At 72.6% G+C, this 19,391-nt stretch carries 14 protein-coding genes; 9 read left to right on the top strand and 5 right to left on the bottom strand.

All coding sequences use genetic code 11. The features are described 5' to 3' along the window. Positions 1-157 precede the first annotated feature (157 nt). Entirely contained in the window at positions 158-352 is a 195-nt protein-coding gene (locus tag AC0AIB_RS18715) for a DUF397 domain-containing protein (protein ID WP_328339290.1), read from the bottom strand. After that, positions 345-1,226 (bottom strand): helix-turn-helix domain-containing protein, encoded by an 882-nt coding sequence (locus AC0AIB_RS18720; protein WP_328339288.1) that lies wholly within the window; start codon positions 1,224-1,226, stop codon positions 345-347. Before AC0AIB_RS18720 ends, AC0AIB_RS18715 begins: the two co-directional genes overlap by 8 nt. Positions 1,227-1,490: 264 nt before the next feature. Between AC0AIB_RS18720 and AC0AIB_RS18725 the strand changes: the two genes are divergently transcribed. Both AC0AIB_RS18725 and AC0AIB_RS18730 read left to right on the top strand, forming a co-directional pair. After that, positions 1,491-1,742, top strand: coding sequence for a hypothetical protein (locus tag AC0AIB_RS18725; RefSeq protein WP_328339286.1), 252 nt, complete (start codon positions 1,491-1,493; stop codon positions 1,740-1,742). Positions 1,743-1,846: 104 nt separating this feature from the next. Beyond that, positions 1,847-3,598 (top strand): hypothetical protein, encoded by a 1,752-nt coding sequence (locus AC0AIB_RS18730; RefSeq protein WP_465097152.1) that lies wholly within the window; start codon positions 1,847-1,849, stop codon positions 3,596-3,598. Between the two features lie 124 nt (positions 3,599-3,722). Here AC0AIB_RS18730 and ilvD read toward each other — a convergent pair whose 3' ends face one another. Continuing rightward, the gene (gene ilvD, locus AC0AIB_RS18735) at positions 3,723-5,570 is read right to left on the bottom strand and encodes a dihydroxy-acid dehydratase (protein ID WP_328339282.1); all 1,848 of its coding nucleotides are present in this window, start codon (positions 5,568-5,570) and stop codon (positions 3,723-3,725) included. A gap of 110 nt (positions 5,571-5,680) precedes the next feature. Between ilvD and AC0AIB_RS18740 the strand changes: the two genes are divergently transcribed. From AC0AIB_RS18740 to serA, 5 genes are all read left to right on the top strand, one after another. Further along, a complete protein-coding gene (locus AC0AIB_RS18740; RefSeq protein WP_328339280.1) occupies positions 5,681-8,080 on the top strand; it encodes a putative bifunctional diguanylate cyclase/phosphodiesterase in 2,400 nt (799 codons plus the stop codon). A gap of 238 nt (positions 8,081-8,318) precedes the next feature. Beyond that, a complete protein-coding gene (locus AC0AIB_RS18745) occupies positions 8,319-10,205 on the top strand; it encodes an acetolactate synthase large subunit (RefSeq protein ID WP_328339278.1) in 1,887 nt (628 codons plus the stop codon). Positions 10,206-10,271: 66 nt separating this feature from the next. Further along, positions 10,272-10,787 carry an acetolactate synthase small subunit gene (gene ilvN / locus AC0AIB_RS18750; RefSeq protein WP_067307043.1) on the top strand — a complete coding sequence of 172 codons (516 nt, stop codon included), beginning with the start codon at positions 10,272-10,274 and terminating at the stop codon, positions 10,785-10,787. A 73-nt stretch (positions 10,788-10,860) separates the two neighbouring features. Beyond that, positions 10,861-11,874, top strand: a complete 1,014-nt coding sequence (gene ilvC / locus AC0AIB_RS18755; protein WP_328339272.1) for a ketol-acid reductoisomerase — start codon at positions 10,861-10,863, stop codon at positions 11,872-11,874. Positions 11,875-12,611: 737 nt separating this feature from the next. Continuing rightward, the gene (gene serA / locus AC0AIB_RS18760) at positions 12,612-14,210 is read left to right on the top strand and encodes a phosphoglycerate dehydrogenase (RefSeq protein WP_328339270.1); all 1,599 of its coding nucleotides are present in this window, start codon (positions 12,612-12,614) and stop codon (positions 14,208-14,210) included. A 170-nt stretch (positions 14,211-14,380) separates the two neighbouring features. Here the strand turns inward: serA and AC0AIB_RS18765 are convergent, their stop codons facing one another. Both AC0AIB_RS18765 and AC0AIB_RS18770 read right to left on the bottom strand, forming a co-directional pair. Continuing rightward, positions 14,381-14,737 carry a hypothetical protein gene (locus AC0AIB_RS18765; protein WP_328339268.1) on the bottom strand — a complete coding sequence of 119 codons (357 nt, stop codon included), beginning with the start codon at positions 14,735-14,737 and terminating at the stop codon, positions 14,381-14,383. A gap of 302 nt (positions 14,738-15,039) precedes the next feature. Further along, on the bottom strand, positions 15,040-15,915 hold the full coding sequence (locus AC0AIB_RS18770) for an FAD:protein FMN transferase (RefSeq protein WP_328339266.1): 876 nt from the start codon (positions 15,913-15,915) through the stop codon (positions 15,040-15,042). A 222-nt stretch (positions 15,916-16,137) separates the two neighbouring features. Here AC0AIB_RS18770 and AC0AIB_RS18775 point away from each other — a divergent pair, with 222 nt between their 5' ends. Beyond that, positions 16,138-17,169 (top strand): 3-isopropylmalate dehydrogenase, encoded by a 1,032-nt coding sequence (locus AC0AIB_RS18775; RefSeq protein ID WP_328339264.1) that lies wholly within the window; start codon positions 16,138-16,140, stop codon positions 17,167-17,169. A 106-nt stretch (positions 17,170-17,275) separates the two neighbouring features. After that, positions 17,276-18,373: a branched-chain amino acid aminotransferase gene (locus AC0AIB_RS18780; protein ID WP_465097153.1), complete on the top strand. Its 1,098-nt coding sequence runs from the start codon at positions 17,276-17,278 to the stop codon at positions 18,371-18,373. Positions 18,374-19,391 lie beyond the last annotated feature (1,018 nt).

Raw genomic sequence — 19,391 nt, forward strand, 5'->3', positions numbered from 1 at the left:
GACAGTCAGACGGAGCTGTCGACATCATCGCTTTGGTCCAATGACGACACTTCTGTCCGGTAGCCGACTGCGGTCGGCCAGCCGAGCAGGTGGGAATCCCGATCCACTGACGGCAGGCGGGTGCGGCGGCTTCGATGCCCGCCGCACCCGCCTGCCGTCAGTGCGTGCGCCTGACCTGGCCGGTGAAGGTGGCCCAGGCGGCCGGGGTGAAAGTGAGGGCGGGGCCGGCCGGGTCCTTGCTGTCGCGCACGGCGACGATGCCGGGCAGGTTGTCGGCGACCTCGACGCAGTCGCCACCGTTGCTGCCGCTGCGGGTGCTCTTGCGCCAGTGGGCACCGGTCAGGTCAGCCATGGTGGACCTCCGTGACGATCTTGTTGATCAGGTGCCTTGATTGTCCTTCATCGAGGGCGAGCTGATCCAGGCTCGTCCACACCTTCTCGTAGGCGGCGAACTCGTCCGGCCGGTCGAGGTAGAGCGCCCCGGTCCAGGACTCGCTGTAGACCACCGGAGGGTCCGGTGTCGCCCGGTTGCCGAGGGGAAACTCCAGCATGACGAAGGTTCCGGCCTCGACGCCCCGGTGCAGGCCGACCGAGAGCGGCAGGACCCGGATGCTGACCCGGCCTCGCTCGCCGACGTCGAGCAGGTGGTGCAGTTGTTCGGCCATCGTCGGGCGGTCGCCCACGATCCGCAGCAGCGCCCCCTCGGAGATGACGGCCTCCACCCGGGGCGCCACCGGCAGCCGGCGGGTCAGCAGGGACTGCCGCTGAAGCCGCACCTGGACCAGTTGCTCGCGCTCGTCCTCGGTCACCTCCGCGCGGTGCTGGTAGACGGCGAGCGCATAGCCGCGCGTCTGGAACAGCCCTGGAATCAACGCTTCGTCGTATCGCCGGATGTGCGAAGCGGCGGATTCGAGGCCGACGTACAGCTCGAACCAGTCGGGAATGGCGTCGCCGTACGCGTGCCACCAACCCTTCGCCTTCGTCTCGCCGGCCAGCGCGACCAGCGCCCGGGTCGGCTCGTTCTTCGCCCGGTACAGCTCGCACATGGCGCGCACGTCGACGCTGCGCGCAGAGCCGAGCCCGCTCTCGATGCGCCACACCTTCTGCCGGCTGCACTCCAGCGCCTCGGCGGCGGCGTCCAGCGTGATCCCGGCCTCGGTGCGCAGGTCACGCAGTGCCCTGCCGAGCCGGCGACGGGGCACAGTCGATCCCATGTCCTCGGCCATCCGGCCTCCTTTCCCCGTTGCGTTTTGCAACATCTCGACGCTCCGTTCTGGAACGTCGAATGTTGCCGACGATTAGCGGAACAGTGTGCGGGGACATCCATTGAGATAGCGCCTCCGACCTTACAAGATGGCGTTGTCAAAGGCGATGGTCGTGGAATTTCCACGGCCCATTAATTGCCGCATCGAATGGTCGTCGAGGAGGTGCGCCGTGCGCGCGATTCCCCATCAGGTCCGCCCGGCCGGCACCCATCTGGCGGCCCGCCGGTGAGCGGGCGCTGGGTGGCGCACCTGCCGTTCACCGCCGCCGACCTGCCCGCCGCCCACCGGTTCGCTGCGGCGCTGGCCCGGTCGGTGACGTTCCTGTCGCAGGTGGACGCCGGTGAGACGACCGTATCGGCCGAGGACGAGCAGGGCGTACGCCGTCGGGTCTTCTGCGACCTGCCGCTGGCCGGGGGGCCGCGCTGCGTGCGCCGCGTCGACCACGACGGGCCCTGCACGGCCCGGCCGCCCCGGTGACCGGCGCGCCCAGCGTCGCCTGCCCGGACTGCGACGGCACTTCCACAGCTGCCTGCCACCGCTGCGGGCGGCGGGGGCGGCGACGCGCACAGCTCGTGCTGACCGTGGCCAACCTCGACACCGGTGCGGTCGCGTCCCACGAGGTGCTGCCCGCCGGCCCCGCCCCCCATCCCCGGCCGGCGGGCGGCTGGGCGGTCGACCTGACTCCCCGGGTACGCGAGCTGGCCGTCGAAGCCGGCGTCGCCGCCCCCGTGGACCCGATGGTCGTACCGATGCCGACGGCCTGGCGGCCCGACCTGCCGGCGGTCGAGCGGCAGGAGTTGGCGGCGCGGGCCCTCGCGGTGGCGGCCCGGCCGGCGTGGCGGGTGTGGGTGGGCCGGTCGACCGCCCCGCCCCCGGTCGACCCGGCGCAGCGGCTGGGCCGGCTGTGCGCGCTGGCCGACCTGCTCCTGCTCGACCTGGTCCTGGAGGCCCGCCGGCACGGCGACACCCTGCGCTGGGCCGTCCGGTACGAGGTGCCCGGCTCCCCGGTGCCCGGCCTGCCAACGGAGCCGGGCTTCGCCGACCTGACGGCGGCCCTCGCCGGCACCGACGTGGCCGGCGCGCTGACCGGGCTCGGCGAGCGCGGCCGGGACGCCCCCGCCCGGCTGCTCCGCCCCGACCCGCTCCGGTCGCTGATCCCGGCGGCGGCGAACGTGGCGCGGGTCGCCCGGCGGGTGCGCGCCGACTGCGCGGGCCGGGCGGGCGGCGGCCGGCTGCCCGGCGCGCAGGCCGTGTGGCGGGACGGCCGCTGGTGGCACACCGGCCTGCGTCCCGGCGAGCCCGCACCCGACCTGGTCGGGCAGCCCACCGGCCTGCGTCGCAGCCGGTCGCACCGGCCCCACGGCATACCCCGTAGCCGGACGCCCCTGCGCCGGGCCGTCGAGCCGCCGGACCCGCCGTGGCTCGGTGAGCCGGTGCCGGCGCGGCCCTGCCCGGCCTGCCGCCCCGCCATGCGCCGGGTGGCCTCCGCGCTGCCCTGCGCCACCTGCGCCGGCACCGGCCGGGTGCACCAGGCCGCCCTGGTCACCCTGACCGACCTGCGGGGCCGGGTGGTACACCTCGCGTGGCGGGCCGGGGTGGCAGAGCCCGTGTCGGCGGTCAGTGTCAGCCCCGGCGGCCGGTCGGTGGTCCGGCTCCCCGACCGCTACCGGCTGGGTGCCTGGGCGGCCGTGTTCGGCGTGAGCCCGGAGGACCTCGCCGAGGCCGACGGCGGCCACACCCTCCCGCCGGACGTGCGCGACGGCTACGTCGCCCTGCCGTGGGCCGGCGCGGACCCGGTGGGGGAGCAGGTGGCCGCCGTCGGCCCGGCGCTGCCCGCCGCGCGCCTGCTGGTCACCGCCGTTCGCCCCGACGCACCGCCGCTGGCCGAGCTACTCCGGCTCGCCTGCGGCCTGGACCTGGCGCTGATCGTGAACGTGCTGGACCTACGGCGGCACCCGGTCGCGCCGATACGGGCGCACGGGGTGCTCTGGTCGGTCGACCTGCGCCCGCCGGACGCCCCGGTGCGCCCCGACGACCTGCCGGACCGGCCCAGCCTCGCGGCGGCCGTGGCGCACTGCATGGAGTGTCTCGACGTCACCTTGCCGGAGACCGTGCCGGCCGATCCCCGGATGTCCGTCCCGGTGCCACGGTCGGCGTCCCGCCCGCTGCCGCCCGACCCGGTGCCGGGGCTGCGGCGGCTGGCCGCCCGGCACGCCGGCCGCCCGCTCAGCGTCCGGTTCACCCGGACCGGCAGCGCCGTCCACCGCCACGACGACGACGGCGCCCACCTGATCGCCGAGGGCGACGACCTGCCCGATCGCCGATTGACGTGACATACGGGGGAACCTAGGTGGTCGTTGATCCACTCGTCGGGGGCGAGATAGCGGTGTCCCGGTCGTGGGATACCGCTAACCCCGCCGACCTGGAGACGATCACCTCACCCGGCCGGCCCCCCGGTCACTCGGGGACGCGGCGGTACGCGCCGTCGCTGGCCGAGGTCGCCATCGAGGCGTACGCGCGCAGGGCGGCGGACACCGGGCGCTGCCGGTCGAGCGGGGTGTACGGCCGGTCCCGCTTCTCCTGCGCCACCCGGCGGGCTTCGAGCACGTCGTCCGGCACGTTCAGCTCGATCGACCGGGCCGGGATGTCGATGACGATCTCGTCGCCCGGCTCGACCAGCGCGATCAGCCCGCCGGAGGCCGCCTCGGGGGAGGCGTGCCCGATGGACAGCCCGGAGGTGCCGCCGGAGAACCGGCCGTCGGTGAGCAGCGCACAGGACCGGCCCAGCCCGCGCCCCTTGAGGAACGAGGTGGGGTAGAGCATCTCCTGCATGCCGGGGCCGCCCTTCGGGCCCTCGTAGCGGATCACCACGACGTCGCCGGCGACGATCTCCTTGGCGAGGATCGCCGAGACCGCGTCGTCCTGCGACTCGTAGACCTTGGCCGGGCCCCGGAAGGTCAGGCACTCCTCGGGCACCCCGGCGGTCTTGACCACGCAGCCCTCGGGCGCGAGGTTGCCGTGCAGGATGGCCAGCCCACCATCTTCGGTGTAGGCGTGCGCGCGGTCCCGCACGCAGCCCTCGGCGGCGTCGGTGTCCAGGGTGGACCAGCGGTTGGTGGTCGAGAACGGCTCGGTGGTACGCACCCCGCCGGGCGCGGCGTGGAACAGCTCGACCGCTTCCGGCTTCGGTGAGCCGCCCCGGACGTCCCAGTCGGTGAGCCACTGGGCCAGCGAGGGGGAGTGCACCGCGTGCACGTCGCGGTGCAGCAGGCCGGCGCGGTCCAGCTCACCGAGGATGGCCGGGATGCCGCCGGCCCGGTGCACGTCCTCCATGTGGTAGTTCGGCGAGTTCGGGGCGACCTTGGCCAGGCAGGGCACCCGGCGGGAGACGGCGTCGATGTCGGCGACGGTGAAGTCCAGCTCGGCCTCGCGGGCGGCGGCGAGCAGGTGCAGGATCGTGTTGGTCGACCCGCCCATCGCCACGTCGAGGGCGACCGCGTTGTCGAACGCCTTGCGGTTGGCGACGGTGCGGGGCAGCACGGAGGCGTCGTCGGCGTCGTACCAACGCTTGGCGATCTCGACGACGGTGCGGCCGGCCTCGACGAAGAGCGACCGGCGCGCGGCGTGGGTGGCAAGCGTCGAGCCGTTGCCGGGCAGCGCCAGGCCGATCGCCTCGGTGAGGCAGTTCATCGAGTTGGCGGTGAACATGCCGGAGCAGGAGCCGCAGGTCGGGCAGGCGGAACGCTCGATCTCGCCGAGCTGGTCGTCGGTGACCGCCTCGTTGGAGGAGGCGATCATCGCGTCGATCAGGTCGATCTTGGAGTGCACCACGCCCTCGATCGCCACCGTCTTGCCGGCCTCCATCGGGCCGCCGGAGACGAAGACGGTCGGGATGTTCAGCCGCAACGCGGCCAGCAGCATCCCCGGGGTGATCTTGTCGCAGTTGGAGATGCAGACCAGGGCGTCCGCGCAGTGCGCGTTGACCATGTATTCCACCGCGTCGGCGATCAGCTCCCGGCTGGGCAGCGAGTAGAGCATCCCGCCGTGGCCCATGGCGATGCCGTCGTCCACGGCGATGGTGTTGAACTCGCGCCCCACCCCGCCGGCCTCGGCCACCGCGTCCGCGACCAGGCCACCCATGTCCTTGAGGTGGACGTGGCCGGGGACGAACTGGGTGAAACTGTTCGCGATGGCGACGATCGGCTTGCCGAAGTCGTCGTCGGTCATCCCGGTGGCCCGCCAGAGGGCCCGGGCGCCGGCCATCGTCCGACCGTGGGTGGAGGTCCTCGACCGCAGCTCAGGCATGGGTACCAGTCTTACACCGTCCGGCGGGTAGCCCCCACCGCGCACGCCGTGTCCCAACAGTTGCACACCCGGTACCCCGTGGCCGGTACCGATCCGGCACAGTTGGGGTCGTGCGTTTACCCCCGGGCATGGTCGCCGTGGCGGTGTTGAGCGGCCTGCTCGCCGCCGCCGCCACCGCACTGCTGGCCGACTCGGCGCGGCGGCGCGGCGGTCCGCACCGCCAGGCGCACCTGCTGTTCGCCCTGGCCGCCGCCGTCGCCCTGGTCACCATGGTCGCCGGGACCGTCGCGCTGCTCGGCGCGAGCGAGCACGGGGCGCACCAGCGTGGTCAGCGGATGGGCTGGGCGTCGCTGATCTCGATCGGCACCGCGCTGAGCGGGCTGACGTTCTGCGCCGGGCTGCTCCGACTGCCCGGGGCGATGGTGGCCCGGGCAGCCGCCGCGCGGCTGCTGCTCGACGGGCTGGTCGTGGCCACCGCGATCTGGTTCGTCGGCTGGGTGCTCTTCTCGGAACCCACCCGGCTGCTCGGGGTGGAGACGCCGAGCGCCTGCCCGGCCATCCTGCTCGCCTCGGTCACCGCGGCGCTCACCGCCGGCCTCACCGGGATCGTGGTGGCACGCGCCGACGGCCCCCGGGCCCGGCTGGCCGTGCTGGGTGTCGGCATCACCGCCACCGCCACCGGTGGCCTCGGGGTGGCCGCCGGGGTCTGCCAGGGTGACTCGGCGATGGCGATGGCCGGTATGGCGCTGCTCGCCGTGGGCCTGCTCGCCGGGGCGCTCGCCGTGCACCGGGTGGACGCTCCCGGCCAGGTCGACATCGACCTGATCCGGCGCGACGGCGAGTACGCCTTCATCCCGATGTTCGCGATGGCCGCCTCGGCGATGTACCACCTCGCGCAGGGCGGCCGGTTCGACGCGCTGGGCATCGTCGCCGGCAGCCTGGAGGGGTTCGCGCTGGTCACCCGGCAGTACCTCACCCTCAACGACGTCCGCCGCTATGCCGCCCGGCTGGCCGAGCGGGAGGCGCACTTCCGGGAACTGGCGCACACCGATCCGCTGACCGCCCTGGCCAACCGGCGTGGCCTGCTGCGGGAGATGCAGCGTTGCGCCTCCGAGGGGGCCGACTGCGTACTGCTCGGGCTCGACCTGGACGGCTTCAAGAACGTCAACGACATGCGCGGCCACGACGTCGGTGACATGGTGCTGGCCGAGGTGGGCCGGCGGCTGCGGAGCAACCTGCGCCCCGGTGACCTGGCCGCCCGGCTCGGTGGGGACGAGTTCGCGGTGCTGATGCGGGGCCGTCCGGCCGAGGCGGACGTGGTGGCCGAACGGCTGCTGGGGGTGCTCGGTCGGCCGTACGACCAGGCCGGTGGGGCGGTCTTCCTGTCGGTCAGCATCGGGGTGGCCGGGCAGGGTGGCGACTCGGACGTGGTCGGCCTGCTGCGCCACGCCGACCTTGCCCTGCGCTACGCCAAGCAGCGCGGCAAGAACCGGATCGAGCGCTACGACGGCAGCTACGACCAACTGCTGACCCGGCGGACCCGGTTGGAGCACGAGATGCGCGGCGCGATCGAGCGCGGGGAACTGCGGCTGGCGTTCCAGCCGGTGGCCTCGCTGCCCTCGGTCCGGCCGGTGGGCGCCGAGGCGCTGCTCCGCTGGCACCACCCCGAGCTGGGCAACATCCGGCCGGACGAGTTCATCCCGCTGGCCGAGGAGTGCGGGATGATCGCCAAGCTGGGGGCCTGGGTGCTGCACCAGGCGTGCTGGCAGTTGTCCCGTTGGCTCGCCGACGGCCACGACGTCTGGGTGTCGGTCAACGTCTCCCCGCGCGAGCTGCACGCCCCGGAGTACGTGGTGCAGGTGGCCGAGGCGTTGCGCGCCCACCACGTACCGCCGCAGCGGCTGGTGCTGGAGGTCACCGAGCACGCCGTCGCGACCGACCTGGACGAGCTGATCCGCCGGCTGACAGCCCTGCGGCTGACCGGCGTACGGATCGCGCTGGACGACTTCGGCGCGGGCTACTCGTCGCTGGGTCAGCTGCGTCGGCTGCCTATCGACATCCTCAAGATCGACCACAGTCTGGTCGCCGAGCACGAGCCGGTCCGCCCGGTGGGCCGGGACGGACCGGCCTTCGCCCCGATGGTCGACATCGTCATGCGGCTGGGCCACCAGCTCGGCATGGAGGTGATCGCCGAGGGGGTCACCACCCCGACGGAGCTGGCCGCGGTGGTCGCCGCCGGTTGCCGGTTCGGCCAGGGCGCGCTCTTCGGCTGGGGGGTGCCGGCCGAGCACCTGGAGGCGATGCTGGAGGCGGCCACCTCGCCGGGGGCCCGACCGGCCTCCGCCCCGCCGGCCCCGCCCGCCGCGCCGCCCCGACCGGCCCCGTCGCCGCTGCTGCCCCGACTGCGGTCCCACCCGCCGGTGCCCGCCCCTCCTCCCGCCCGGGAGGAGTCCGCGCAGGCAGGGCCGGTCGACGAGGCCCCCACGGGGGACGGGGTCCCCCGTTCGTGAACCAACATGTGGGATCAGTTGACTCATCGCGTGAGATGCGTCAGGCTTGGCCCATGTCGTCGAACCGGTCGCTGCGAGTACTTACCTGAGCGCACTCTCCCGCTGTCGAGAGTGCGCTGGCCCCGTGCATCTGCACGAGGGCCGTTTTTGTTGCCGTCGGAACCCCGGGGCGCGTGATCGCCTCTGTCGCACCTGTCGTAGCAGCTCCACCCAACTCCAGCCGAAGGCCTGAACCGCCATGACGAGACCCACGCCAGAGACCCTCGCCCACTCCGCCCGGCGGGCCCGCACGGTCACCGAACCGACCGTCGACGCCGACCCCGCCACCCCGTCGCGAGCCACCGCCGCTGCCGCCACCCCGGCCGTACGGCCGTCCGGGCCGGTCCCGGTCTCCGGCGCCGGTTCGCTTGTGCGGTCCCTCGAGGCGCTCGGCGTCGACGTCGTCTTCGGCATCCCCGGCGGGGCGATCCTGCCCGCCTACGACCCGCTCTACGACTCCTCGGTGCGGCACATCCTGGTCCGGCACGAGCAGGGCGCGGGTCACGCCGCCACCGGGTACGCGCAGGCCACCGGCCGGGTCGGTGTCTGCATGGCCACCTCCGGGCCGGGCGCGACGAACCTGGTCACCCCGATCGCCGACGCCTACATGGACTCCGTCCCGATCGTCGCGATCACCGGCCAGGTGGCCCGCCCGTCGATCGGCACCGACGCCTTCCAGGAGGCGGACATCCAGGGCATCACCCTGCCGATCACCAAGCACAACTTCCTGGTGCAGACCGCCGAGGAGATCCCGCAGGTGCTCGCCGAGGCGTTCCACCTGGCCTCGACCGGTCGTCCCGGGCCGGTGCTGGTGGACATCCCCAAGGACATCCTCCAGGCCGCGACCACCTTCTCCTGGCCACCCACCCTGGACCTCCCCGGCTACCGGCCGACCCTGCACCCGCACGGCAAGCAGATCCGGGAGGCGGCCCGGCTGATGGGCGGTGCCCGCCGGCCGGTGCTCTACGTCGGTGGCGGGGTGCTCAAGGCAGGCGCCACCGAGTCGCTGCGCCAGCTCGCCGAGCTGACCGGCATCCCGGTGGTGACCACCCTGATGGCGCTCGGCGCGTTCCCCGACTCGCACCGTCAGCACCTGGGCATGCCCGGCATGCACGGCACCGTCGCCGCGGTCTACGGCCTGCAGAAGGCCGACCTGATCGTGGCGCTGGGGGCCCGGTTCGACGACCGGGTGACAGGCAAGCTGGATTCGTTCGCCCCGGACGCCACGGTGGTGCACGCCGACATCGACCCGGCCGAGATCGGCAAGAACCGGCACGCCGACGTCCCGATCGTGGGTGACGCCAAGCACGTCATCGACGAGCTGATCGTGGCGGTGACGGCCGAGCAGAAGGCCGGCCACCGGGCCGACCTGGGTGACTGGTGGACCCAGCTCGACGACCTGCGCGACCGGTACCCGCTGGGCTACGACGAGCCCGCCGACGGCACCCTCTCCCCGCAGTACGTGATCAAGCGGCTGGGCGAGATCGCCGGCCCGGACGCGATCTACGTGGCGGGGGTCGGCCAGCACCAGATGTGGGCCAGCCAGTTCATCTCGTACGAGAAGCCGGGCACCTGGCTCAACTCCGGCGGCCTCGGCACCATGGGGTACGCCGTCCCGGCGGCGATGGGCGCCAAGGTCGGTCGGCCGGACACGGTGGTCTGGGCGGTGGACGGCGACGGCTGCTTCCAGATGACCAACCAGGAGCTGGCCACCTGCGCGCTGGAGGGTATCCCGGTCAAGATCGCCGTGATCAACAACGGCAACCTGGGCATGGTCCGGCAGTGGCAGACCCTGTTCTACGAGGGGCGCTACTCCAACACCGAGCTGGGCACCCACAAGCACCGCATCCCGGATTTCGTCAAGCTGGCCGAGGCGCTCGGCTGCATCGGACTGCGCTGCGAGAACGCCGGCGACGTCGACAAGACGATCGAGGCGGCGATGGCCATCACCGACGCCCCCGTCGTGATCGACTTCGTGGTCGGCAAGGACGCGATGGTCTGGCCCATGGTCGCCGCCGGCACCAGCAACGACGAGATCATGTTCGCCCGGGGCGTCCGCCCGACGTTCGACGAGGACGACCTCTGACATGAGTGCCCGATTCCCGGTGACCGTGCGCTGGCACGGCCCGACCGAGCGAAGCGAGACGGTGGCATGACCCTGCACACCCTGTCCGTGCTGGTGGAGAACAAGCCGGGTGTCCTGGCCCGGGTCTCCGGCCTGTTCTCCCGGCGCGGGTTCAACATCGACAGCCTGGCCGTCGGCGAGACCGAGAACCCCGACGTCTCCCGGATCACCATCGTGGTCAACGCCGACTCGTCGCCGCTGGAACAGGTCACCAAGCAGCTCAACAAGCTGGTCAACGTACTCAAGATCGTTGAACTGGACCCGCAGGTCTCGGTGGCGCGGGAGCTGCTGCTGGTCAAGGTCCGCGCGGACCGTACCGCCCGCGCGCAGGTGCTGGAGACGGTCGCCCTGTTCCGGGCCCGGGTGGTCGACGTCGCGCCGGACACCCTCACCGTCGAGGCCACCGGCACCCCCGACAAGCTCGACGCGCTGCTGCGCGACCTGGAGCCGTTCGGGATCAAGGAAATGGTCCAGTCCGGCACGGTGGCGATCGGGCGCGGCTCGCGATCGATCACCGCCGGCCCCGCGCTGCGCGCCGCCTGACCGCGCGCCGCCCACCCGCCACCGCACACAGTCCACGACGGTCCGACGAGACCGCCGTACGAAAGGGAAGTCAATGAGCGTTGAGGTGTACTACGACGACGACGCCGACCTGGGCCTGATCCAGGGTCGTAAGGTCGCCGTGATCGGGTACGGCAGCCAGGGCCACGCGCACGCGTTGTCGCTGCGCGACTCCGGTGTCGACGTGGTGATCGGTCTGCCGGCCGGATCCAAGAGCCGGCCGAAGGCCGAGGAGCAGGGCCTGCGGGTGCTCACCCCGGCCGAGGCGTCGGCCGAGGCCGACGTGATCATGATCCTGGCGCCGGACACCGCCCAGCGGACCATCTACACCGAGTCGATCGCCCCCAACCTCGCCCCCGGCAAGGCCATCTTCTTCGGTCACGGCTTCAACATCCGGTACGGGCTGATCACCCCGCCGGCCGACGTGGACGTGGCGATGGTCGCCCCGAAGGGCCCCGGCCACCTGGTCCGCCGCCAGTACGTCGACGGCAAGGGCGTGCCCTGCCTGGTCGCCGTCGAGCAGGACGCCAGCGGCAACGCCTTCCCGCTCGCCCTGGCGTACGCCAAGGGCATCGGCGGCACCCGGGCCGGCGCCATCAAGACCACCTTCACCGAGGAGACCGAGACCGACCTCTTCGGTGAGCAGGCGGTGCTCTGCGGCGGCGCGGCGGCCCTGGTGCAGACCGGGTTCGAGGTGCTCACCGAGGCCGGCTACGCCCCCGAGGTGGCCTACTTCGAGTGCCTGCACGAGCTGAAGCTCATCGTCGACCTGATGTACGAGGGCGGCATCGCCCGGATGCGCTACAGCATCTCCGACACCGCCGAGTACGGCGACCTGTCCCGTGGTCCGCGGGTCGTCGACTCCCGGGTCAAGGACGAGATGCGCAAGATCCTCGGCGAGATCCAGTCCGGCGAGTTCGCCCGCGAGTGGGTGGCCGAGGACGACGCCGGCCGGCCGAACTTCGCCAAGTGGCGGGCCGAGGGTGCGGCGCACCCGATCGAGGAGACCGGCCAGAAGCTGCGCTCCATGATGAGCTGGGTGGACCGCCCGCTCACCGAGACCGCCTGACCGGCGGCGCGCTGAGAGCCGACTGGCCGGCGGCGCGCTGAGAGGCTGCTCGACCGGCGGCACCCGATGGGAGACCGGTTGGCTGGCGGCGCGCGCTGAGCCTCTGCGGTCCTGCGTGGTCGCCGATTGCGCCGGGCGTGTCGCGGCAGGCCGATGTCATGGAGTTAAGCGGTATGCCTGGCAGGCATAAATATGACTGCCAGGCATACCGCTTTCTGGATAACTCACTCCGGGGCGACTCGACCGGCCCGCCCCGCCGCCCCGCTTGCCGCCCCGCCGCCCCGCTTGCCGCCCCGCCGCCCCGCTTGCCGCCCCGCCGCCCCGCTCGCCGCCGCCCCGCTCGCCGCCGCGCCGCGCCGCCTGCTGCCGCGCCGCCCCGCCTGCTGCCGCGGGTGGTCGCCGAGGCGATGGTGGCGCTGCTGCCCGCCGGGCCTCACCCGGTTCCGTCGTGCGTCGTGCCGGGCTCACCTGGCGGGATGGGGTGATCGATGCCTCATCGGGCCGATCGGCCCGTTGCCGCGCGCTCCCGGGCCGGATGAACGGCGGATGACAGGCGTGCGACAACGCTGTGTGAGGGCCCTCACCCCTCAGTCCGGGACATGCTGGCCTGGGTGGCCCCTACGATCCTTGGTGAGGTGCGTGACCGGCACCTGACGGCCACTGGCCCGGATCGGCGCAGGGCGCATCGCGGCGCCCGGTCGCCCCGGCCCAACCTAATACGACGTCTACGAGGACCGATGAATCCTGTCGTACTGATCGCCGAAGAACTCGCCCCCGCCGCCATCGAGGTGCTCGCGCACGACTTCGACGTACGCCACGTCGACGGCACCGACCGCCCGGCCCTGCTCTCCGCGCTGGCGGAGGCCGACGCGGTGATCGTGCGCAGTGCCACGCAGATCGACGCCGAGGCGATCTCCGCCGCGCCGCGCCTGAAGGTGGTCGCCCGGGCCGGCGTCGGGCTGGACAACGTCGAGGTCCCGGCCGCCACGGCGCGGGGGGTCATGGTCGTCAACGCCCCCACCTCCAACATCGTCTCCGCCGCCGAGCAGGCCGTCGCGCTGCTGCTCGCCGTCGCGCGGAACACCGCAAGCGCCAGCGCCGCGCTCAAGGCCGGCGAGTGGAAGCGGTCCAAGTACACCGGCGTCGAGTTGCAGGGCAAGACCGTCGGCGTGGTCGGCCTCGGCCGGATCGGCGTGCTGTTCGCGCAGCGCATCGCCGCCTTCGGCACCCGGCTGATCGCGTACGACCCCTACATCCAGCCGGCCCGCGCCGCCCAGCTCGGCGTCCGCCTGGTGGGCCTGGAGGAGTTGCTGCGGGAGGCCGACTTCATCTCCATCCACCTGCCGAAGACCCCGGAGACGGTCGGCCTGATCGGCGAGAAGGAGCTGGCGATCGTCAAGCCGGGCGTCCGGATCGTCAACGCCGCCCGGGGCGGCCTGGTCGACGAGCAGGCGCTGGCCGACGCGATCGCCGAGGGGCGGGTCGCCGGTGCCGGCGTCGACGTGTACGCCAAGGAGCCGTGCACCTCGTCGCCGCTGTTCGCCTTCGACAACGTGGTGGCCACCCCGCACCTGGGCGCCTCCACCCACGAGGCGCAGGACAAGGCCGGTCTGGCCGTCGCCAAGAGCGTCAAGCTGGCGTTGCAGGGCGAGTTCGTGCCGGACGCGGTGAACGTGCAGGCCGGCGGCGTCGTCGCCGAGGACGTCCGGCCGCTGCTGCCGCTGACCGAGAAGCTGGGCCGGGCGTTCACCGCCGTTGCCGGCGGGGTGGCCGCCAGCGTCACCGTCGAGGTGCGCGGCGAGATCGTCAACCACGACGTGTCGGTGCTCAAGCTCGCCGCCACCAAGGGGCTGTTCAGCTCGGTGGTCGAGGAGCAGGTCACCTACGTCAACGCGCCGCACCTGGCCGCCGAGCGGGGCGTCGAGGTGGCCCTGGTGACCCAGGCCGAGACGGTCGACCACCCGAACCTGGTCACCGTGCGGGGCGCGCTGCCCGACGGCCGTACCGTCAGCGTCTCCGGCACGGTCGCCCACACCGGTGCCCGCGACGTCCTCAAGCTGACCGAGGTGGACGGTTTCGACGTGGAGATCGGCGCGGAGGGCATCCTGCTCTTCCTGCGCTACGCCGACCGGCCGGGCGTGGTCGGCACCGTCGGCACGCTGCTCGGCGAGGCCGGCATCAACATCGCCGCCATGCAGGTGGCCCGCCGCGAGGCCGGCGGCGAGACCCTGATGACCCTCACCGTCGACCAGGCGCTCGGGGCGGACCTGCTCACCTCGGCGGCCGACTCGATCGGCGCGACCGCCGCCAGCGCGGCGGACCTGCGCGACGAGTAGTCCCACCGGCACAGCCTCGGAAGGGCCCGACCGTCACGGTCGGGCCCTTCCGTCGTCCACACCCGACGGGGAGCGGACGCGGGTCGTCGTCCGGCCGCGCGGGAACGTCGGGTGGCGACCGGGTGGCGCCGGGATGCCAGGTCGCGGCCGGGTGGCGCGGGTACGTCGGGTCAGCGGGCGACGCGGGACGGCGGTGGGTAGACCGAGCCGTCCTGGGGGTCGAAGAGCATCAGGTCGTACTCGCCGGCCAGCCGCTCGATGTCCAACAGCACCTGGTCCTCGCAGGTCGGGACGAGGTTCAGGGCCACGTGGTCGGCGGCCGCGTGCAGCGGCGAGACCTCCCACGGGGTGCCCTGATGGGAGGGACGGTCGGGATAGGAGGCGGTGATGGCCCGGTAGAAGCCGACCACCCGGGGGTCCGGATACCGCTCGCCGTGCTGCCCTTCGCGGCACCGCTGCACCGCCGTCCGGACGTCCTCCGGCGTGGCCCCGTCGTGGAGGGCCCACACGCTCAGATCGAAACTCACGGCGGACAGCGTGCCATCATGCGTTCACCCGGGCGACACTGACCCGCCGTGGTTCCCGCAGGTGGTGGGAGCGTCCGGAGAATACCGTCCGCTGTGGAGCCCCTTGCGTCGAGTTGCGTCGATTCGCTACGGTACCGGTGCGGTCACCGGAAAGTTGTGGCGGCGACCCGTCTTCGGGTGACGGGGTCGAACGCCGCACGACCGGCCCGCACCCCTCGAATGCGCGAGCCACGCGCACTCGTCGTCGACCGCGCCACCCCGTGGACCCCCTCCACAGGTCGGCCGACGCGCCACGGCACCGCTCAGCGGCGCCGGTGGGCGAAGAGAGCCTGATAGGCCGAGTCGGTGCGGAACCACGACAGCCCCACCGGACCGGCCGCGTACAGCGCGGTCGCGTAGGCGTCGGCCACCGCCAGGTCCGGTCCGACGACGGTCGCGGCGACCAGCTGCCCGGCCGGTTCCCCGGTGTGCGGGTCGACCACGTGTCCCCGCCGGCCACTCACCCCGGAGGTGCCGACCGCGCCGGCCGTCATCTCCAGCACCAGCGGGGTGCGCCGGCCGTCGGTGGGGTGGTGCACCGCCACCCGCCACGGGCCGCCGTGCGCGGCGTGTCCGCGTACCGTCAGGTCGGCGCCGGAGAGCACCGCGTAGTCGGTGATGCCGGCGGCCCGCAGCCGGGTCGCGGCCCGCTCCACCGCCCAACCGTTGAGCAGGCCGCCGGGGTCGAAACCGCCGGGGACGGCCCAGGCGTCGAACCAACCGTCGGTGGCGGCCCGCATGGCCGCGCAGCGGTCGACCAGGTCGGTCAGCGGCGGGTACGACTCGGGGCTGATCTCGCCGCGCCGTAACCGGGAGACCAGGCTCTCCGGCCGGTTCGGCCCGTACGTGAGGTCGATGGCCCGCAGTTCGGCGACGGCGTCGCGCAGCGCGTCGCCGACCACCCGTCGGCCCAGTTGCTCGGGGGCGTTGAGCAGGAGCGAGTATTCGGCGGTGCCGGTCCGGACGGAGTGCTGCACGGCGATCCGGCCGCCGGGCGGGTCACCGACGCGGTCGAGGCGGTGGCTGTGCGTGCCGAGGCGCAGGTCGGGACGGCGTCGGGAGAACGCCCCCTGGTCCACCCAACGGGTGCGCGGTTGTTCGTCCAGTCGGCCTGGTCCCCGCTGCTGCTCGGTCCGCATTACACTGCTCCTTCACCGACGGTGCCGCGGCGTCGCGGCTGGTCCGTCCCGGGCCCCACGACCCGTCGATGAGGTTGACCTTAGGCAGTGGAGATGACCGCACCATGAATGCTGCCTGGGAGCCTGCTGAGGATCTGCACGTCTCAGATCATGGAAGGGCCGTACCGGAAGTCGGGACGGCGACGTACCGTTCACGGCAACGGACGAGGTGAGGGAGCGCTGGTGGCACGGATCGCGGTGGTGGCCGGGGACGGGATCGGACCAGAGGTGGTCGCGCAGGCCCTCAAGGTCCTCGACGCCGTGCTCCCCGGGGTCGAGGCCACGGAGTACGACCTCGGCGCGGCGCGGTACCACCGCACCGGTGAGGTGCTGCCCGACTCGGTGCTGACCGAGCTGGCCGGTCACGACGCGATCCTGCTCGGCGCGGTCGGCGACCCGACCGTGCCGCCCGGCGTGCTGGAGCGCGGCCTGCTGCTGAAGCTCCGCTTCGCCTTCGACCAGTACGTCAACCTGCGGCCGTCCCGCCTCTGGCCGGGGGTGGCCGGTCCGCTGGCCAACGTCAAGCCGGGCGAGGTCGACCTGGTCGTCGTCCGGGAGGGCACCGAGGGTCTCTACGCCGGCGCCGGCGGCAGCCTGCACCGGGACACCCCGGCCGAAGTGGCCACGGAGGAGAGCCTGAACACCCGGCACGGGGTGGAGCGGGTCATCCGGGACGCGTTCGCCCGTGCCGGTCGCCGGGAACGCCGCAAGGTCACCCTGGTGCACAAGACCAACGTGCTGACCCACGCCGGCTCGTTGTGGGCGCGCGCGTTCGCGGCCGTCGCCGCCGAGCACCCCGACGTCGACACCGAGTACCAGCACGTCGACGCCGCCGCCATGTTCCTGGTCACCCAGCCCCAGCGGTACGACGTGGTGGTCACCGACAACCTGTTCGGTGACATCCTCACCGACATCGCTGCCGCGGTGACCGGGGGAATCGGTCTGGCGGCCAGCGGCTGCATCAACCCCGCCGGGGCGTACCCGTCGATGTTCGAGCCGGTGCACGGCTCGGCGCCGGACATCGCCGGCAAGGGGGTCGCCGACCCGGTGGCCGCCGTGCTCTCCGCCGCGCTCCTGCTCGACCAGCTCGGTCACGCCGATGCCGCCGCCCGGGTGACCGGTGCGGTCGCCGCCGAGCTGGCCGCCCGTACGTCGGGCGTGGCGTTGCGGACCGACGAGGTGGGGGATCGGCTCGCCGCACACGCGGCGGCCTGATCCACCCGGGTGGAGCTATCCACTGAACGACCGTTCGGGGTAGGTTTCTGGCACCAGTTCGGCGCGTGGCCCCCACACGCCGTCAACTCCCAGGGAGGTCAGCGCGATGAGCGGTGGTGACATGCTCGATTTCGAGATCCGTCCGAATCCCGCGCCGGTATCCGCCGCCGAGCGGGCCGTCGTGCTGGCCAACCCGGGTTTCGGCCAGGTCTTCACCGACCACATGGTGACCATCCGCTACTCCGACGGCAAAGGCTGGTACGACCCCCGGGTCGAGGCCCGCGCGCCGATCCCGATGGACCCGGCGAGCGCCGTCCTGCACTACGCGCAGGAGATCTTCGAGGGGTTGAAGGCGTACCGGACGGCCGACGGGTCGGTCACCATGTTCCGGCCGGAGGCCAACGCGGCCCGGTTCATCACCTCCGCCCGGCGGCTGGCCATGCCGGAGTTGCCGGCGGAGCTGTTCGTCGAGTCGTTGCGCAGGCTGGTCGAGATCGACCGGGACTGGATCCCCGAGGGTGCTGACGCCAGCCTCTACCTGCGGCCCTTCATGTTCGCCAGCGAGGTCTTCCTCGGGGTCCGCCCGGCCAAGGAATACCTCTACTGCGTCATCGCCTCGCCCGCCGGCGCGTACTTCGCCGGTGGGGTCAAGCCGGTCACGGTCTGGGTTTCCCCGGACTACACCCGGGCAGCCCCCGGCGGTACGGGCGCGGCCAAGTGCGGCGGCAACTACGCTGCGTCGCTCTCCGCGCAGGCGGAGGCGATCGAGGCCGACTGCGACCAGGTGGTCTTCCTGGACGCGGTGGAGCGCCGCTACGTCGAGGAGTTGGGCGGCATGAACGTCTTCTTCGTCTACGACGACAACACCGTGGTCACCCCGCCGCTGAACGGCACGATCCTGCCCGGCATCACCCGGGACGCGCTGCTCTCCCTGGCCACCGCCGCCGGGCACCAGGTGGTCGAACGCCCGATCAGCTTCGCCGAGTGGCAGGCCGACGCGGAGAGTGGCCGCCTGCGCGAGGTCTTCGCCTGTGGCACCGCCGCCGTCATCACCCCGATCGCCCGGGTACGTTTCCCCGACGGCGAGTTCGTGATCGGCGGTGGCGAGGCGGGACGCTCCACCACCGCGCTGCGGGAGCAGTTGGTGGCGATCCAGCGTGGCGCCACCCCCGACCCGCACGGCTGGGTACAACGCGTCCTCTGATCCGTCGTCGGTGGTGTCCGGGCACCGGTGCTGTCCGGACACCCGTGGCGTTCGGGCGTCTGTGGTGCTCGGGCGTCTGTGGTGCTCGGGCGGCTTTGGTGCTCGTGCGTCCCTGGTGTCCGGACACTGGTAGGTGGTTCGCGACCACGCCCCGCGTCGGCCCCTGCTGACCTCTGATGGTGCTGACCCTGCTAGCCGCCCCACTGCTGCCGTGGCTTGCCTCTGCTCGTCTTGAGCCCTGCTTGCCTGAGCCCTGCTTGCCTGAGCCCTGCTTGTGTTGCGCCCTGGGCATGCTGAGCGCTGCTCGGCCGGTGTTGCCCCGCCTGGCTGCTGCTGCGGTAGGTAGGTAGGTTCGCGTCCTTTAGAGCTGATGACGTAGACGAATCACGGTGCCGCCGACAGACATGCGGCTCGCCGGCAGCGGCCGACCCTGCCGGGATTGATCACCCCGGCTATCCGGGCCGGGCATGGTGGCGGGTCTACAGCGGGTGGTTAGAGCCCTGCCTGCCGGCCCTCACCTTGGTCATGCCGGTCGTCTCGGTCATGCCTGTCGGCTCGGCTGCCTCGGTGGTGCCGGTCGTCTGGTGGTGTTGGTTGGTTCGGTGGTGCCGGTGGTGCCGGTCGTCTGGTGGTGTTGGTTGGTTCGGTGGTGCCGGTCGTGCCGGCTGTCTCGTGGTGCCGGTTGGTTTGTGGTGCGGGTTGGTTCGGTGCCGGTGGTGCCGGTTGTTTCGGTCGTGCCTGTCGTCTCGGTCGTGCCGGCGATGCTGGGCGTGCCTGGTCTCGGGTGTGTTCCCTACCGGTCATGCGTGCGTGTTGACGGACGGTCAGTAGGTCGGGCCGTGGTGGTGGTGATCCGTTTACGTCATCAGCTCTAAAGGACACACCGAGGGATCTGATACCTGGGGCGTCGGGCCCCTACGCGCCGGTTGGGCCGGGCATCTGCGACCGATGACCTTGACCATGGATCGCCGACCCCCAACCGCGAGGCCCCCACCGCCCGCGACCGCCCGCCCGCGAC

Source organism: Micromonospora sp. DSM 43699 (assembly GCF_055517075.1).

What these genes read in the sequence shown, in the direction of transcription:
- ilvN (WP_067307043.1), top strand. Translation starts at nt 10,272, where the DNA reads ATGACCCTGCACACCCTGTCCGTGCTGGTGGAGAACAAGCCGGGTGTC.
- ilvD (WP_328339282.1), bottom strand. Translation starts at nt 5,570, where the DNA reads ATGCCTGAGCTGCGGTCGAGGACCTCCACCCACGGTCGGACGATGGCC.
- AC0AIB_RS18780 (WP_465097153.1), top strand. Translation starts at nt 17,276, where the DNA reads ATGAGCGGTGGTGACATGCTCGATTTCGAGATCCGTCCGAATCCCGCG.
- ilvC (WP_328339272.1), top strand. Translation starts at nt 10,861, where the DNA reads ATGAGCGTTGAGGTGTACTACGACGACGACGCCGACCTGGGCCTGATC.
- serA (WP_328339270.1), top strand. Translation starts at nt 12,612, where the DNA reads ATGAATCCTGTCGTACTGATCGCCGAAGAACTCGCCCCCGCCGCCATC.
- AC0AIB_RS18720 (WP_328339288.1), bottom strand. Translation starts at nt 1,226, where the DNA reads ATGGCCGAGGACATGGGATCGACTGTGCCCCGTCGCCGGCTCGGCAGG.
- AC0AIB_RS18715 (WP_328339290.1), bottom strand. Translation starts at nt 352, where the DNA reads ATGGCTGACCTGACCGGTGCCCACTGGCGCAAGAGCACCCGCAGCGGC.
- AC0AIB_RS18770 (WP_328339266.1), bottom strand. Translation starts at nt 15,915, where the DNA reads ATGCGGACCGAGCAGCAGCGGGGACCAGGCCGACTGGACGAACAACCG.
- AC0AIB_RS18745 (WP_328339278.1), top strand. Translation starts at nt 8,319, where the DNA reads ATGACGAGACCCACGCCAGAGACCCTCGCCCACTCCGCCCGGCGGGCC.